We start from the raw sequence: 16,513 nt of genomic DNA, 5'->3' as shown, positions 1-16,513 counted from the left end.
GCCCTGCCCGGCCTTGGCCGAGCCGAGCGCCTCCGTGAGCGGCGCGGCTGCAGGCACGAACGGCTGATTCAGCAGCAAGCCGCCGCCAGCCTCTGGGAGGCCTGATGTTCCAGCAGGTTTGCTGGCGCACATGAACAGGCGGCGGCGTGGCAAGTCTTTTGGTGGAACGCCACGGGGCACCTCTCGAGCGCGCAGGGCGTGCAGACGGCATGCCCCGTCACCGGCAGCCGCGTGGACAGCTTTACGTGCGTGATTGACGCTGGCCGAAGTCATCAGCGTCTGGCCATCTGGCTAGCTTGTCGAACTCTCTGTGTTTAGCGATCCTGAGGGACTCGTGGCACACAACCGCCACGCAACCGCTGTTCCCCGCGCACTGAACCGTTCATGTTTCGTTCCATCCAGACCCTTGTCAAGAAATGGCGTGCGTCGCGCAACAGCGGCCATCAGCTCGATGCGCTGCTGGCGATTGCAGATCAGCACGCGTCTTACGCCGAGCGCAGCGAGTGGCTGATCGAGCTGGCGCACTGGATCCATCGTCGCGGCAAGGTACAGCCGCAGCCCACTACGCAGGAAGTCCCCGCCGACGAAGAGCGCCGCCTTCCGGAGCACGCCCGCTTGCGTTACATCCTGCAGGTGCTCGACCGCAACCCAGAGTGGAAGGCGAATGTAGCCGGCATTCTGCGCGCTCTGCTGCGCGAGAGCGACGGCATCTCGCTGTTGTGCGATGCTGGCATGCCGGTGCATTCGGCGTTTTTCGGCGCGCTGTTCGAACGTTTCGAATCGTCGCTGATTCCGCCCGCGCCGAACCGCCGCGATCTGGCCGCGATCTTCACACTGATGTTCACGTCGAACCATGACGTCGAATGGATCGCGGCGTTGCCGACCGACCTGTTGACCCGCATTCGCGACCTCTTCGACTACGAGCGTGACGCGAGCGACCCGCAATCGGCCGGCTCGCTGTCGCTAGATCTGCTCGCGGCCTTGCATAACCTGACCTGCCAGATCAGCTCTACCGGGCTGTCACAAACGGTACGCAGCCGTCTGGGCGACACCGACGCGCGGGTCGCCATGGAGAAGCAGCCGTTTTACAGGCTCACCCGTGCGATGCTCGCCGTCGAGACCGCGCATCAGGCGGTCGAAGCAGGTGCGGAACCCGGCAAGCTGCTGCACGAGGTCAACTATCTGCGGGTGCTGCTCGACGAATGCCGGATCGCTACGGACAACGTCTTTGCCCACCTGTACCGCAACGGCGTGAGCGTGGATATCGTGTTTCAGGTCGAACGCATGCGCATGCGCATCCTGCGCGCCGAACACCTGCTGGACGCGTGGATGGCCTTCGACGATCCCCACGCCGGCTCGCGCCTGGCCGCCGAACTGGTGAAGGCGAATTTCGCGAGCCAGAGCGTCGCGCATCTGATTCGCAGCAACTTCTCGTTGCTGGCGCGCAAGGTGGTCGAATACAGCGCCGACACGGGTGAGCACTACATCGCTCGTGATCGTGCCGAGTATCTGAAGATGCTGCGCATGGCAGCGGGCGGCGGCCTCGTCACGGTGGTCACGGTATGCGTGAAGTTCGCGATCACCGGCGTACATCTGCACGCGATGGTGGAAGGGCTTCTGGCGGGCATCAACTACGCAGCCAGCTTTCTGCTGATGCACTTCCTGCATTTTTCGCTCGCCACCAAGCAGCCAGCCATGACCGCCCCGACTATCGCGCGAGAGCTCGACGGCGCGGGTACGCCGGAAGGGGTGGAGAGTTTTGTGAGCTCGGTGGTCGCGCTGATCCGCACTCAGGCCGCAGCGGTACTCGGCAATGTCATGCTGGTGTTTCCGGTTTGTCTGGGCGTGCAGTTGCTATGGCACGCTGTATTCCACGCGAACATCATCTCGCCGGAAAAGGCCCACGCCACCCTGCACTCGTTCTCGCTGATCGGTCCCACGCCCCTTTACGCCGCGCTGACAGGCGTGCTGCTGTGGTCGTCAAGTCTGATCGCGGGCTGGGCCGATAACTGGTTCGTGCTGCACCGGGTCGCCGACGCCATCAGCTACAACCGCCGCCTGCGGATGACGCTGGGCGTAGCCGGCGCCGCGCGCCTCGCGAAGTTCTGCCGCTCGAACGTGGCAGGCGTGGTCGGCAATATCACGCTCGGTCTCATGCTCGGACTCGTCCCCGCCATTCTCACCGCGTTTGCGTTCGCATTCGAGGTACGGCACGTTACGCTATCCTCCGGCTCGATCGGTGTGGCGCTCGGCGTGCTGGGCAGGGACGCGCTGGACCTGCCGGAGTTTTGGTGGGCCCTGGCCGGCGTGTTCAGCATGGCCATTCTCAACGTGACCGTCAGTTTTGCGCTGGCGTTTTATATGGCGGTGCGTTCACGCGATCTGCGGCGCAAGGACGTGCGCCCGCTGCGCATTGCGATCTGGCGCCGGATATTCCGGCGGCCGCTGGATCTGGTGTGGCCGGAGAGTGTCACGGGCAAGGGGCACTAAACGTTGCGGGGATGGGGCCATCCATCTGAGCCCGCACCCCGACCGCGTACAATAGCGCCTTATTCAACGCCTCCCGGCAACTTCAATGTCCTTCGATTTCTTCATCCCCTGCCCACGCGGCCTCGAAGCCGCGCTCGCGGCCGAACTCGCCGAAATTGCCGCGCGCCATCTGAACGGCGCGCCGTTCACAGCCGGCGCACAGGTGCCGGGCGGCGTGCATTTCCGCGGCGGCTGGGCTGCCGGGATGGCGGCCAATCTGCATTCCCGCCTCGCCAGCCGCGTCTTGCTGAAGATCGCCCACCGGCCGTATCGCAGCGAACAGGACATTTACGCCCTCGCGCTCGAACAGCGCTGGGAACAGTGGTTCTCGGCGAATGAGACCCTGCGCGTGGACGTCACCGCCATCAAATCGCCACTTCGCAGCCTCGAATTCGCCACGCTGCGGGTCAAGGACGCCATCTGCGATCGCCTGCGCGACGTGAGCGGCGCGCGGCCGAACATCGATACGGCCGCACCGGACGTACGCGTGTTTGCCTTCCTCACCGCCACCGATTGCACGCTGTACCTCGACACCTCGGGCGAGCCGCTCTTCAAGCGCGGCTGGCGCCTCGACAAGGGCGCGGCACCGCTGCGTGAAAATCTCGCGGCAGGCATCCTGCGCCTGACTGGCTGGACCCCCGGCACCCCGTTGTACGACCCGATGTGCGGCAGCGGCACTTTCCTCGCGGAAGCCGCCCAGGTGGCGCTGAATATCGCGCCAGGCGCCGAGCGCCGCTTTGGTTTCGAGCAGCTCAAGCAATACGACTCGAAGGCCTGGCAAACGCTGAAGGCCGCCGCCTTGGACGCGAAGCATGCCGCGCGTGCATCGCGGGCCGATCTGCAGATTTTTGGCAGCGACATTTCCGGCGACATGCTGATCAAGGCGCGCGCCAACTTCGAGCGGGCCGGTTTGCCGTCGTTCGCGCTCAAGCAGGTCGATGCACGCGGCATGACGCCGCCGTCGTCTGAGCCGGGCATCCTCGTCGCGAATCCGCCGTATGGTGAACGGATCGAAGTGCGTGGACGCAATGCACGTGGCGAGGTCCGCGAGACCGGCCGCCAAAGCCGCGATGACGAAAGTTTCCGGCGCGCTAACGAAGAGACGCCGGACAGCGAATTCTTCCAGGCGCTCGGCGATGCGCTCAAGCAGCGCTTCACCGGCTGGCATGCGTTTATCCTCACGTCGGATCGAAAGCTGCCGGGTCAGTTGCGGCTGCGCGAATCGACCAAAACGCCGCTGTTCAACGGCGCGCTCGAATGCCGCCTGTTCCGCTTCGATCTGATTGCCGGCAGCGTGCGGCAACGGCCGGCCAATAACGATACGCCGCCAGCCTGACAAGGCATCGCCTCAAGGCCGTGGACGCAAGCGCCACGGCCTTTCCCACACCCCGCCTCAAGCCTTCGTCTCCACCGCGACGCGCCCGGTTTCAAGCAGCGATTTGAGATTGGACAGAATCAACGGCCAACCGCCGGATACCGCGCCAATGAATTTCGACTCCGGATGGTCTATCACATGCGTGACGGTCAGCTTCACGGCTTCGTCCTTTGGCTCGAGTTCCATCGTGCAGCGCGAATAACCTTCGGCTTTCAGTTCCGGCCTGAATTCATTGCGCCAGCGCAGCACGAGGCGTCGGGGCGGGTCGATTTCCACGACCTCACCGGTATCCGCCACTCGCCCATCGGGAAACATCAGTTGCCACGACGCCCCTACCTTCCATTCGCTCTCCTGATGCATGCCGAACCAGTACTGCCGCGTGAATTCCACGCTCGTCAGCGCCTGCCATAAGCGCTCTTGCGTGGTGCGGATAAAGGTGACGTAGACAAAGGCGCAGGCTGCTGCTTCAGTCATGATCTTCTCCTTCGAGCTTCTGCTTCAGGTGCGCGAGCGCATCGAGATGCGTGCGCTCGAACTTGCCAATCCAGCGCTCGCTGATTTCGTGAATCGGCACCGGATTCAGGTAATGCAACTTCTCGCGACCCTGCCAGACCGTGGCGACCAGATTGGCCGCCTCCAGCAACGCCAGATGCTTGCTGACCGCCTGCCGGCTGATAGCCAACCCCTCGCATAGTTCGCCAAGCGTCTGACCGTTGCGTGCGTGCAGCAGGTCGAGCAGTTGTCGGCGGGTGGAGTCGGCGAGCGCCTTGAATACGAGGTCCATGCAGATCCAAATGGGGTTGTGCCTTATTATGCAACCTTATGGTTGCATGTCAAGATGATCTTCGTCCGATTGGCATACGCAACAAGGCTACTGACAGAACGTTGTCAGTAGCCCCGCCGCACACTCCTCCTCACGCCATCGGGCGCATCGCAACCCCTGAATCGCAACGTCAATCCGCCAAACCGTCAGGAGACCGTCATGTCATCAGCTACTTCCCATATCGTTTCGTGGTTCGAAATTCCTTGCGTTGATTTCGAGCGCGCTGTTCGCTTCTATGAGACCGCGCTCGGTACCACCTTGCGTCGCGAGGATGTCGGCGGCCAGCCATTGGGGATCTTCCAGTACGACGAGCCATCCACAGGCGGCTGCATCATTTCCAGTCCGACGGCCAAACCGTCCGCGGACGGCGTGGTGGTCTATCTGAACGCGCAGCCGACCGTCGATGCGGTGCTGGCGCGCGCAGAACAGGCCGGCGGCAAGGTGCAGGGACCCGTGATCGAATTACCGCGTGGAATCGGCTATATCGGCTTCATCATCGATTCCGAAGGCAACCGCATCGGGCTGCATTCGCCGACCAACGGTTGAACGGGCGCGCAGTCCCACGGCGGTCATTGGGACGGCTCCTCCTCGCGCGGCGGCTTCGTGCGGGGCTATCATCGCGGGAATATCTCCGCTCCCCTCTACAAGACGCCAACGATGACGCGCCGCGCCGACCGCCTGTTCCAGATCGCCGAACTGCTTCGCGGCCGGCGTCTCACGACGGCCCAACAACTGGCCGAGTGGCTAAAGATCTCCCCGCGCACTGTGTACCGGGATGTGCGCGACCTGCAGTTATCAGGCGTGCCAATCGAAGGGGAAGCCGGGATCGGCTACCGGTTAAGCCGCTCGGCGAGCCTGCCGCCGCTCACCTTCACGGTGGATGAACTCGCCGCGCTCGCGGCGGGTGCCCGCATGCTCGAAACATGGGGCGGCGCGAGTTTCGCCAAGGGGGCGCGCGGCGCGCTGGCCAAGATCGCCTCGGCGATGCCCCCCGATAAACGTGCCACGCTCGAGCGCCTGCCCATCTTCGCGCCGTCGTTTCACATCAAGGGGGATTTCTCAGAGAAGGTGGACGCGATGCACCTCGCCATCAACGACAAGCGCGTAGTGAGTTTCGCGTATTGCGACCGTCGCGGCGCGCATACGGCGCGGCGCGTGTGGCCGCTGGGGCTGGTGTATTGGGGCGCGCGCTGGACGATCGGCGCGTGGTGCGAACTGCGGGGCGACTTTCGCAATTTCGACGTCGAGCAAGTTCGCCAGCTACAGGTGCTGGAGCCCTTTCCCGATACTGAGGGTAGACGTCTCGCCGATTATCTGCGGCACGTCGAAGTGAAGCAGAGGTAAATCCGCCTTGGCGTTTCGTGGTGCGAAGGGTCCGCGTGGTTTGGGGTGACAGGGAAGATGATCACCGCGTGCGCTGCTTCGTCCGCCGGCTACCCGGAAGCAACATGCTCCCGGGTAGCACAGCGTCAGCGTGTTACTCGACCGACTTCACCATATCTTCAATCACCTTCTTCGCATCGCCGAACACCATCATGGTCTTGTCCATGTAGAACAGATCGTTGTCGAGCCCTGCGTAACCGGCCGCCATCGAACGCTTGTTGACGATCACCGTGCGCGCCTTGTACGCCTCGATGATCGGCATGCCCGCGATCGGCGAATTCGGATCGGTCTTCGCCGCCGGATTCACCACGTCGTTCGCGCCCAAGACGAGCACCACGTCCACCTGACCGAACTCGCTGTTGATGTCCTCCATCTCGAAGACCATGTCATAGGACACCTCGGCTTCTGCCAGCAGCACGTTCATATGCCCCGGCATGCGGCCTGCCACCGGGTGAATCGCGTAGCGCACATCGATGCCCTTCTCCGTCAGCTTGTCGGTGAGTTCCTTCAGCGCGTGCTGCGCCCGCGCCACGGCCAGACCATAGCCCGGCACGATCACCACCGTTTCCGCATTGCCCAGCATGAACGACGCATCCTCGGCCGAACCCGCCTTCACCGGCCGCTGCTCCTGCGAGCCAGTGGCCGCGGCACCCGGCTCCGCACCGAAGCCGCCTAGCAACACGTTGAAGAACGAGCGGTTCATCGCGTGACACATGATGTACGAGAGGATCGCACCGGATGAACCGACCAGCGAGCCGGCGATGATCAGCATCGGGTTGTTCAGCGAGAAGCCAATGCCCGCCGCCGCCCAGCCCGAGTACGAGTTGAGCATCGACACGACCACCGGCATATCCGCGCCGCCAATCGGGATGATGATCAGCACGCCTAGCGAGAACGCGATCAGCGTCATGATGATGAACGGCAGCCACGCCTGGGTGACAAAGAAGATCACGCCAAAGCCGACCATGCCGATTGCCAGCATCAGGTTGATCAGATGCTGCCCCGCGTACACGACCGGCGCGCCCTGAAAGAGCCGGAACTTGTACTTGCCCGAGAGCTTGCCGAAGGCGATCACCGATCCGGAGAACGTGATCGCGCCGACGAACGTGCCGATAAACAGTTCGATCCGGTTGCCGTACGGCAGGAACCCGGGGATCGGATTGTCCGGATCGACAAGGCCGAATGCTGACGGCTCCGAGACCACCGCATAAGCAATGCAGACCGCCGCGAGACCGATCAGCGAATGCATGGCGGCGACCAGTTCGGGCATCTTGGTCATCTCGACGCGCGCGGCGACGAACGCGCCAATCGCGCCGCCCACGATGAGCGCGGTAAACAGCAGGCCCAGCCCTAGCCCGAGGTTCGAACCCAGGCCCGCAGCCTGCTTGAAGATCAGCGCAATGGTGGTGAGGATCGCAATGGCCATCCCGGCCATGCCGAACGTGTTGCCAATGCGTGCCGTCTTCGGATTCGACAGCCCCTTGAGCGCCTGGATGAAGCAGACCGAGGCGAGGAGATAAAGGAGAGTGACGACGTTCAGACTCATTGCGCCTTCTCCTTGCCGGTCGTGAGCTTTTTCGGCTCTTTCTTCTTGAACATCTCCAGCATTCGTCTGGTCACAAGGAATCCGCCGAACACGTTAACCGCAGCAAGCGCCACGGCCAGCGTGCCGAAGAACTTGCCCGTGTCGCCCACGGTGAGGCCCGCCGCGAGCATCGCGCCGACGATCACGATGGCCGAAATGGCATTGGTGACTGCCATCAGCGGCGTGTGCAGTGCGGGTGTGACGTTCCAGACCACGTGGTAGCCCACGTAGATCGCCAGGATAAAGATGATCAGATTGATGACGGTGTGGTTGATGACTTCCATCGCCGTGCTCCCAGGTAGGTGTTCTCTCGGTTCGCTTAGGCCTTGCGCGTGACTTCACCGTCGCGGGCCAGCAGCGTGGCCGCGACGATGTCGTCTGCAAGGTCGATGTTCAGTGCGCCTTCCTTGTTGATGATCAGCTTCAGGAAGTCGAGCAGATTGCGCGCGTAGAGTGAGGAGGCGTCGGCGGCGACCATCGATGCGAGGTTCGTGTAACCCACGATCTGCACGCCGTTTTTCGTGACCACCTTGTCCGCTTCAGTCAGCGGGCAGTTGCCGCCGCGCCGGCCTTCGTACTCGGGGCCACGGCCCGCCGCCAGGTCCACCAGCACCGAGCCGGGTTTCATGGCCTGCACGGTCTCCACGGAGATCAGCGTCGGCGCGGGACGGCCCGGAATCAATGCCGTCGAGATCACAATGTCGGCCTGTTTGGCCCGTTCGTGAACCAGTGCGGACTGGCGCGTCAGCCACGAAGGCGGCATGGGCCGGGCATAGCCGCCCACGCCTTGGGCGGCTTCGCGCTCCTCGTCGGTCTCGTACGGCACGTCGAGAAACTTCGCGCCGAGCGATTCGATCTGCTCTTTCACGGCCGGACGGACATCGGACGCCTCGATCACCGCGCCGAGGCGTTTCGCGGTCGCAATCGCTTGCAGGCCGGCCACGCCTGCGCCAAGGATCAGCACGCGGGCCGCTTTCACCGTGCCGGCAGCCGTCATCAGCATTGGCATGAAGCGGGGATAGATATCCGCCGCGAGCAGCACGGCCTTGTAGCCGGCAATGTTGGCTTGCGAGGACAGCACGTCGAGGCTCTGGGCGCGCGTCGTGCGCGGCGCGGCTTCGAGCGCGAACGCTGTCACGCCGACTGAAGCAAGCTTCCCGGAGTTCTCCGTATTGAAAGGATCGAGCATGCCGACCAGCGTTGCGCCGCGCTTCAGTAGCGGCAGTTCGGCATCCGTCGGGGACTGGACTTTAAGGACGAGGTCGGCGCCAAAGGCGGCGCCCGCATCGACGATTTCCGCGCCGGCCGCACTGAAAGCTTCGTCAGGAAAGCTGGCGCCGGTTCCTGCGCCGCTCTGGATCGTGACCCGGTGGCCCTGTGAGACGTACTTCTTGACCGTCTCGGGCGTCGCGGCAACGCGTGTTTCGTGCGCTCGCGTCTCGGCTGGCACTCCGATGTGCATCGTTGACTCCTCCTCGACTTCCTGTTGTTCCCACAGATCGGCCGACGAGGCACGCCGGCTTGCTAGTGCAACGGCTACTTCGCCACTTTAACCGAAACAGGGGGCCGAATCGGAATCAGTGTCAATCCGGAGGCGACGGGAGTTCGTGACCTGAGGCCGCCCGCTATCCGGCAGCCAGGCGCCATACCCGGTAAAATACCGCCCCATGAATCCGGAAACCTGGGCTGCACACGTCACCGTGGCCGCCATCGTCGAACGCGACGGACGCTTTCTCCTCGTCGAGGAGCATACGGACGACGGGCTGCGTCTCAACCAGCCGGCCGGCCATCTGGAGGCGGGCGAGACGCTCGCCGAAGCGGTCGTGCGCGAAACGCTCGAAGAGAGCGCGCATCGGTTCACGCCCGAGGCGTTGGTTGGCGTGTATATGACGCATTTCGCGCGTCCAGAACGCGTCCCCGCCGACGGAACCGAAGCCAGCGCCGCAGACGGCGTCACCTATCTGCGCTTTACCTATTGCGGCAGCAGTGGTGAACCCGAAGCGGGCCGCGCGCTCGATCCCGATATCGTCCGCACGCTGTGGATGAGCGCCGACGAGTTGCGCGCCTGTCCCGAGCGGCATCGCACGCCGCTCGTGATGCGCTGTATCGACGATTACCTCGCAGGCCGGCGTTTCCCGCTCGACTTCGTGCATACGCATTCGGTCGGGCCCACCCGATCAAGCAAGTCAGGCACACAATGAGCAAGCAGAAAGTCGTAGTAGGCATGTCGGGCGGCGTCGATTCGTCGGTCACCGCATGGCTGCTCAAGGAACAGGGTTACGACGTGGTCGGCCTGTTCATGAAGAACTGGGAAGACGATGACGACGGCGAGTACTGCTCGACGCGGCAGGACTGGATCGACGTCGTCTCGGTGGCGGATCTGATCGGCATCGACGTCGAAGCGGTCAATTTCGCCGCCGAATACAAGGATCGCGTGTTCGCCGAATTCCTGCGCGAATACGCAGCCGGCCGCACACCGAATCCGGACGTGCTGTGCAACGCCGAAATCAAGTTCAAGGCTTTCCTCGATCACGCCATGTCGCTCGGCGCGCAAACCATCGCGACCGGCCACTATGCGCGCGTGCGCGAGGTCGAAGGCCGCTTCGAACTGCTGAAGGCGTTCGACCACACAAAAGATCAGTCCTACTTCCTGCATCGCCTGAACCAGGCGCAGTTGTCGAAGACGATGTTCCCGCTGGGCGAGATTCCGAAAACCAAGGTGCGTGAGATCGCCGAACAGATCGGCCTGCCGAATGCGAAGAAGAAGGATTCGACCGGCATCTGTTTCATTGGCGAGCGGCCGTTCCGCGACTTCCTGAACCGCTACCTGCCCACCAAGCCGGGTCCAATGAAAACGCCTGACGGCACCGTGGTCGGCGAGCATATCGGCCTCGCGTTTTATACCTTCGGCCAGCGCAAGGGCATTGGCCTTGGCGGCAGCAAGGAAGGCAGCGGCGAGCCGTGGTTTGTCGCGGGCAAGGATATCGCGTCGAACACGCTCTACGTCGCGCAAGGCCATGATCACGCCTGGCTGCTCAGCCACACGTTGAGCGCCGGCAACACGAGCTGGGTCGCGGGTGAGGCGCCGGCGGACGGCTTTGCGTGCGGCGCGAAGACGCGCTATCGGCAAGCCGATGCTGCCTGCTCCTTCAGCACGTCCGGGGAAGCCAACGGGCACTTCGCGCTCAATTTCGACGACGCTCAGTGGGCTGTCACACCAGGGCAATCCGCGGTGCTCTACGATGGCGAGATTTGTCTCGGTGGCGGCATCATCGAACACGCGACCACCGCGCAACCCGTGACGCGGCAGCCGCACAGCGCCGCGCTGCTGACGGCGCGTTAAACTGCCGTCCGCCGTGTCGAGGACCTTATGTTGAACCTGGCTACCCGACGCATCCTGGTTCTGCATAGGCAGCGCCGCGCCGGCTAACCCTTTGCGTTATACATTTCACCTTCACAAAAAAAGCACTCGCCCATAACACCTCGCAGCGGATTCCGCCTGCGCCAGAAGCTGGCGATCCCACTGCGAGAAAACTCAGCGGTTCGCCGCTTTCTGCAACGGAGTCCCCCATGTTTTCTCGACGCTATGTGGCCATGTGGTGTGCGGTGGTGCTGCTCGCCGCCTGTGCAGCCCTCGCCGCGACCCATCACCTGTCGTGGTTCTGGATCATCATCCCTGTCCTGCTGGTGGCATTGGGGGTGTTCGATCTGACTCAGGAGCGTCACGCGATCCTGCGCAACTATCCGTTGTGGGGCCATCTCCGTTTCATGTTCGAGTTCATCCGGCCGGAAATCCGCCAGTATTTCGTCGAGGGCGACACGGATGAAAAACCTTTCTCGCGCGCCCAGCGCAGCATCGTCTATCAGCGGGCGAAAAACGACGTCGACAGCCGGCCATACGGCACCGAACTCGATGTGAAAGCGGTAGCGCACGAGTGGATCAGCCATTCGCTCGCGCCAACCAAACTGGACGGTCATGACTTCCGCGTCGTGGTCGGCCCGGACCGCGCGCAACCGTACTCCTTGTCCATCTTCAACGTGTCGGCAATGAGCTTCGGCTCGCTCTCGGCTAACGCGATCATGGCGCTGAATCTCGGCGCCAAGAAAGGCAACTTCGCGCACGATACGGGCGAAGGCTCGATGTCGAAGTATCACCGCGAACACGGCGGCGACATCATCTGGGAAATCGCCTCCGGTTACTTTGGCTGCCGCAACGATGACGGCACGTTCAACGCCGACAAGTTTGCGAAGCAGGCGCAGGAACCGCAGGTGAAGATGATCGAGGTGAAGCTGTCGCAAGGCGCCAAGCCCGGTCACGGTGGCGTACTGCCGGCCGCGAAAATCACGCAAGAGATCGCCGAGACGCGCGGCGTGCCGATGGGCCGCGACTGCATTTCGCCGGCCACTCACTCCGAGTTTTCGACGCCGCGCGGCTTGCTGGAATTCGTCGAACGCCTGCGCAACCTGTCAGGCGGCAAGCCGACCGGGTTCAAGCTGTGCGTTGGCCACCCATGGGAATTCTTCGGTATCGCCAAGGCCATGCTGGAAACGGGCATCCTGCCGGACTTCATCGTCGTGGACGGCGCGGAAGGCGGCACCGGCGCAGCGCCGCTCGAGTTCACCGATCACGTCGGCGTGCCGCTGCAGGAAGGGCTGCTGCTGGTGCACAACACGCTGGTCGGCATCGGCCTGCGGCAACGGATTCGCATCGGCGCGAGCGGCAAGATGATCACCGCTTTCGACATTACCAAGACAATGGCAATTGGCGCCGACTGGGTCAACTCGGCGCGCGGCTTCATGTTCGCGGTGGGCTGCATTCAGGCGCAGACCTGCCACACCGGCCGCTGCCCGACCGGCGTCACAACTCAGGACCCGGTCCGCCAGCGCGCGCTGGTGGTGCCGGACAAGTCGGATCGTGTCTTCAATTTCCACCACAACACCTTGCACGCGCTCCAGGAAATCATTCAGGCCGCAGGGCTCAAGCATCCGGCGGAACTGCGTGCGCACCACATCGTGCGACGTGTGTCGTCACATGAGGTAAGCCTGATGTCGGATCTGCTGAAATATCTGGAGCCGAACGATCTGCTGAACGGCAACTACCGCTATAAGCTGTACGAAAAATGGTGGCCAATGGCGAGCGCCGAGGCTTTTACGCCTAAGATCGAGCTGGCGGCAACCTGAACCAGGTTACGACATACCGCGACGGCTTCCCCGACCGCTCAGCCACAAGATGTCCAGCCGCACTTCTGCGGCCTCGTTAAAGACACAAATGCGATGCCGCCATATGCCCGTACGGCGGTATCTGAGCGGCGTGTCTTATCTACCGGCGACTTCATCGCCAAAACATAAGATTTCACAAGAATTCGTCTCATATACAGCGGACGCGCGGAATCGTACATTTGGGGGTTCATTTGTCCCCCATTCAAGATATGGTCACAACGCCCGCCTCTTCGCTTTCCCTATCAGCACACAGAACGCTGGTTCAAACCCGCCACGGCTGGATGCTGGCCAATCCCAACGACTTCTATCTGGGTCGCGCGCTGATCGAATACGGCGAGTACTGCGAACTGGAGTCCGCGGTATTGCGGCAGTTACTGGTCCGCCCTGGCGTTATCGTCGAAGTTGGCGCGAACATCGGAGCGCACACAGTCGCACTAGCGCGCCAAGCGCAGCAACATCATCAAGTGGTGGTCGCCTTCGAACCGCAGCCGGTGATTTTCCAGAACCTGTGCGCGAACCTCGCCGCCAATGGCATCAGTAACGTGCTGGCATGGCCGTATGCGTGCGGCAGCGACGCCGGTACGCTTTACTTTGCGAAGCCGGACTACGAGGCGCTGGGCAATTTTGGCGGCGTGGCGATGCACACCGAACCAGGCGCTGGGACTCTGCCCGTACCGTGCGTCAGGCTGGACGACGCCCTGCGCACGCACAGCGTAGGCCTCATCAAACTCGACGTGGAAGGCTTCGAACTCGCGGCGCTGCAGGGCGCGCAGGAGACGCTCGCGCGCTGCCGCCCTACGCTCTACGTGGAGAACGACCGTCTGGATCGCTCGCAGGCGCTGATCGAGTGGTTGTGGTCGCAGGAATACCGGCTGTGGTGGCATTTACCGCCGCTCTTCAACCCGGATAATTTTTTCGGCCGGCCGGACAACATCTATGGACGGGTTGTGTCGTGCAACATGCTCGCGCTGCCCCGCGAACTCGACCTCGAAATCAGCGGGTTCACCGAAGTGACCGATTCGACCACTCACGCGTTGACGCATCTGATGAGTTGAGCGCTGCGCCGCACACGGGAAAGCACTGGCCGGCGTGCCCTCAGTCTGACGGCATCGTATCCATGAATGACTGCCGTTGCGACAGCTTCTGGAAAAGCTTGTCGAGATTCGGATACGGTTCGCGCCAGTTCAACTCGGGAGTGCGGAAGTCGAGGTACCCGAGCGCACAACCCACGGCGATATCGGCCAGCGAGAACCGGTTTCCCGCACACCAGGTTTTGCTGCCTAGCCCCTGGGACATCGCGACCAGTCCATGATCGATCTTATGACGCTGACGCGCGATCCACTTTTCGGAGCGTTGTTCGGCTTCACGCTGGACGCCTTCAATACGGACCAGCACCCCTGCTTCCAGCAAGCCGTCCGCGAGCGCTTCCCAGCATCGCACTTCGACACGCTCGCGCCCCGACGCCGGAATCAGCTTGCCGACCGGCGACAGCGTATCCACGTACTCACAGATCACGCGCGAATCGAACACCGCTTCGCCGTCGTCCATCACCAGACACGGCACCTTGCCGAGCGGGTTGAAGGTATGGATGGTGGTATCCGGTGCCCAAACGTTTTCGAGCACCAGGTTGTAGTCGATTTTCTTTTCCGCAAACACGATCCGCGCCTTGCGGACGAACGGGCTGGCGAACGAACCGATGAGTTTCATCATCACAGTAGCCTTTCCTGAAATTGGGCGGAAGTATACGTTGGTTGGCGCCAGTTAATGCAGCCCTCCCGCACCTTCCGGAACATCGCCCTGCGCAGCTGTGGGCGGATAGCAACATTGCGGCTTTGCGCGCGTCTCGTCCAGCCCACCGTTTGGCTAGTGCCCCGGGCGAAGCTCGAACCGCAGCAGCTTGCAGCCGCTCGCGCTGGGGACAGCGGGCGCCGGTCTGGCAAGGCCGTGCCCCTCGCCCGCACAGATAAAAATAAATCCATTGGGCGCTACAATCGCACGATGAACCAGCCGAACGAACCCACCCTCGCCATCGACGTCTACCGCAAGCGCCGCGAGCGCGTGCTCGCCGCCCTCCGCGCGGCAGGTGGTGGCGTCGCCATCGTCCCCACCGCGCCGGAAGTGCTGCGCAACCGTGACGCCGACTACCCTTATCGGCACGACAGCTATTTCTATTACCTGACAGGCTTTACCGAGCCGCAGGCGCTACTCGTGCTGGACGCCAGCGCGCAAGCCGATGCGCCCGCTTCCATTCTGTTCTGCCGCGCCAGGAACGCCGAGCGTGAAGTCTGGGAAGGGTTCCGCTTCGGCCCCGAGGGTGCGCGCGAGGCGTTCGGCTTCGACGCGGCGTTTCCCGTCGATGAAATCGACACCCAGATGCCGCTGATCTTCGCGGACAAGCCGTCGCTACACTACGCGCTCGGCTCCTCGGCGCAGTTGGACGAACAGGTGCGCGGCTGGCTCGACGGGGTTCGCGCCAAAGGCCGCAGCGGCGTGGCTGTGCCGCAAGCCGCCCATGACCTGCTGCCGTTGCTCGACGAGATGCGTCTCTTCAAGGATGACCACGAACTGTCGATCATGCGCCGCGCCGGCGAGATTTCGGCGTTGGCACATCGCCGCGTAATGGCCGCATGCCGCCCCGGCGTGCGCGAGTATGAGCTCGAAGCCGAACTGCTATACACGTTCCGCAAATACGGCGCACAAGGTCCGGCGTATGGCTCGATCGTCGCGGCTGGCGCGAATGCCTGCGTGCTGCACTATCCGGCCGGCAACGCCATTGCCAAAGACGGCGATCTGATCCTGATCGACGCCGCCTGCGAACTGGATGGCTACGCCTCCGATATCACGCGCACTTTCCCGGCAAGCGGCCGTTTCACGCCCGCGCAGCGCGAACTGTACGACATCGTGCTGGCCGCGCAGCAGGCCGCGATCGACGCCACGCGCGCCGGCGCCGCCTTCGACGACCCGCACAACGCGGCCGTCCGCGTGCTGTCGCAAGGGATGCTGGATACCGGCATCCTGGATCGCGCACTGTATTCGTCGGTCGACGAGGTGATCGAGGAACGCGCGTACGCGCCGTTCTACATGCACCGCACCGGGCACTGGATCGGCATGGACGTGCACGATTGCGGCGACTATCGCGAACGCGGCGCACCGCGAGACGTCCAGGGCGCGTTGCCATCGCGCACGCTGCGGGCGTCGATGGTGTTGACGATCGAACCGGGCCTCTACATCCGGCCCGCTGAGAACGTTCCGGAGCGCTACTGGAATATCGGCATTCGTATCGAAGATGACGCCGTGGTGACCGAGAACGGTTGCGAACTCCTTACGCGCGATGTACCCGTCAAGGCAGACGAAATCGAAGCGCTGATGCAGGAAGCCCACGCGGCGGCCGGCAAAGCGCGTGAGGCATAACGGCACGGAATCGACAAGCCCATGAATGACGCCTCTCGCCCAGCCGGCGCGCCGCAGCCTTTCGCGACTGATACCGCTGACGGCACGTTGGACTTCGACGTAACCATTGTCGGCGCAGGACCGGTCGGGCTTGCGCTGGCCGGCTGGCTGGCGCGCCGCAGTGCGACCCAGGCGCTGTCGATCGCGC

The 16,513-nt window shown here is 63.2% G+C and carries 15 protein-coding genes and 1 pseudogene; 10 read left to right on the top strand and 6 right to left on the bottom strand.

The window, feature by feature from the left end:
• Positions 1–384 precede the first annotated feature (384 nt).
• Positions 385–2,490 carry a site-specific recombinase gene (locus WCA85_RS00150; RefSeq protein ID WP_424060919.1) on the top strand — a complete coding sequence of 702 codons (2,106 nt, stop codon included), beginning with the start codon at positions 385–387 and terminating at the stop codon, positions 2,488–2,490.
• Positions 2,491–2,575: 85 nt separating this feature from the next.
• Positions 2,576–3,865, top strand: a complete 1,290-nt coding sequence (locus tag WCA85_RS00145) for a THUMP domain-containing class I SAM-dependent RNA methyltransferase (protein ID WP_424060917.1) — start codon at positions 2,576–2,578, stop codon at positions 3,863–3,865.
• Between the two features lie 57 nt (positions 3,866–3,922).
• On the opposite strand, the gene WCA85_RS00140 is transcribed toward WCA85_RS00145, so the two are convergent.
• Positions 3,923–4,378, bottom strand: coding sequence for an SRPBCC family protein (locus WCA85_RS00140; protein WP_424060916.1), 456 nt, complete (start codon positions 4,376–4,378; stop codon positions 3,923–3,925).
• On the bottom strand, positions 4,371–4,688 hold the full coding sequence (locus WCA85_RS00135) for an ArsR/SmtB family transcription factor (RefSeq protein ID WP_424060915.1): 318 nt from the start codon (positions 4,686–4,688) through the stop codon (positions 4,371–4,373). The genes WCA85_RS00140 and WCA85_RS00135 overlap by 8 nt, the downstream gene beginning before the upstream one ends.
• Positions 4,689–4,886: 198 nt before the next feature.
• Here WCA85_RS00135 and WCA85_RS00130 point away from each other — a divergent pair, with 198 nt between their 5' ends.
• Both WCA85_RS00130 and WCA85_RS00125 read left to right on the top strand, forming a co-directional pair.
• Positions 4,887–5,273, top strand: a complete 387-nt coding sequence (locus tag WCA85_RS00130; RefSeq protein WP_424060914.1) for a VOC family protein — start codon at positions 4,887–4,889, stop codon at positions 5,271–5,273.
• Between the two features lie 57 nt (positions 5,274–5,330).
• Complete coding sequence (locus WCA85_RS00125) at positions 5,331–6,071, top strand: helix-turn-helix transcriptional regulator (RefSeq protein WP_424060913.1); 741 nt, start codon at positions 5,331–5,333, stop codon at positions 6,069–6,071.
• A gap of 133 nt (positions 6,072–6,204) precedes the next feature.
• On the opposite strand, the gene WCA85_RS00120 is transcribed toward WCA85_RS00125, so the two are convergent.
• The 3 genes from WCA85_RS00120 to WCA85_RS00110 are packed head-to-tail and all read right to left on the bottom strand — an operon-like array spanning position 6,205 to position 9,157.
• Complete coding sequence (locus WCA85_RS00120) at positions 6,205–7,656, bottom strand: NAD(P)(+) transhydrogenase (Re/Si-specific) subunit beta (protein WP_424060911.1); 1,452 nt, start codon at positions 7,654–7,656, stop codon at positions 6,205–6,207.
• Positions 7,653–7,979, bottom strand: a complete 327-nt coding sequence (locus WCA85_RS00115) for an NAD(P) transhydrogenase subunit alpha (protein ID WP_424060909.1) — start codon at positions 7,977–7,979, stop codon at positions 7,653–7,655. Before WCA85_RS00115 ends, WCA85_RS00120 begins: the two co-directional genes overlap by 4 nt.
• A 35-nt stretch (positions 7,980–8,014) precedes the next feature.
• Positions 8,015–9,157 carry a Re/Si-specific NAD(P)(+) transhydrogenase subunit alpha gene (locus WCA85_RS00110; RefSeq protein WP_424060908.1) on the bottom strand — a complete coding sequence of 381 codons (1,143 nt, stop codon included), beginning with the start codon at positions 9,155–9,157 and terminating at the stop codon, positions 8,015–8,017.
• Between the two features lie 205 nt (positions 9,158–9,362).
• Between WCA85_RS00110 and WCA85_RS00105 the strand changes: the two genes are divergently transcribed.
• The 4 genes from WCA85_RS00105 to WCA85_RS00090 all read left to right on the top strand — a co-directional run bounded on the left by WCA85_RS00105 (position 9,363) and on the right by WCA85_RS00090 (position 13,970).
• Positions 9,363–9,896 carry an NUDIX hydrolase gene (locus WCA85_RS00105; protein WP_424060907.1) on the top strand — a complete coding sequence of 178 codons (534 nt, stop codon included), beginning with the start codon at positions 9,363–9,365 and terminating at the stop codon, positions 9,894–9,896.
• Complete coding sequence (gene mnmA / locus WCA85_RS00100; RefSeq protein WP_424060905.1) at positions 9,893–11,038, top strand: tRNA 2-thiouridine(34) synthase MnmA; 1,146 nt, start codon at positions 9,893–9,895, stop codon at positions 11,036–11,038. Before WCA85_RS00105 ends, mnmA begins: the two co-directional genes overlap by 4 nt.
• Before the next feature lie 227 nt (positions 11,039–11,265).
• Positions 11,266–12,876 carry an FMN-binding glutamate synthase family protein gene (locus tag WCA85_RS00095; protein WP_424060903.1) on the top strand — a complete coding sequence of 537 codons (1,611 nt, stop codon included), beginning with the start codon at positions 11,266–11,268 and terminating at the stop codon, positions 12,874–12,876.
• Positions 12,877–13,196: 320 nt separating this feature from the next.
• A complete protein-coding gene (locus WCA85_RS00090) occupies positions 13,197–13,970 on the top strand; it encodes an FkbM family methyltransferase (RefSeq protein ID WP_424060901.1) in 774 nt (257 codons plus the stop codon).
• Between the two features lie 40 nt (positions 13,971–14,010).
• Here WCA85_RS00090 and WCA85_RS00085 read toward each other — a convergent pair whose 3' ends face one another.
• Positions 14,011–14,625: a glutathione S-transferase gene (locus tag WCA85_RS00085; protein WP_424060899.1), complete on the bottom strand. Its 615-nt coding sequence runs from the start codon at positions 14,623–14,625 to the stop codon at positions 14,011–14,013.
• Between the two features lie 288 nt (positions 14,626–14,913).
• Between WCA85_RS00085 and WCA85_RS00080 the strand changes: the two genes are divergently transcribed.
• Positions 14,914–16,326 (top strand): aminopeptidase P N-terminal domain-containing protein, encoded by a 1,413-nt coding sequence (locus WCA85_RS00080; protein WP_424060897.1) that lies wholly within the window; start codon positions 14,914–14,916, stop codon positions 16,324–16,326.
• A 21-nt stretch (positions 16,327–16,347) separates the two neighbouring features.
• Positions 16,348–16,513, top strand: a pseudogene (locus tag WCA85_RS00075) (UbiH/UbiF/VisC/COQ6 family ubiquinone biosynthesis hydroxylase); the annotation flags it as partial.

The organism is Paraburkholderia sp. (assembly GCF_049581445.1).
Classification (GTDB): domain Bacteria; phylum Pseudomonadota; class Gammaproteobacteria; order Burkholderiales; family Burkholderiaceae; genus Paraburkholderia.
The sequence above is the reverse complement of the archived record's forward strand: the minus strand, read 5'-3'. Positions and strand labels throughout refer to the sequence as shown.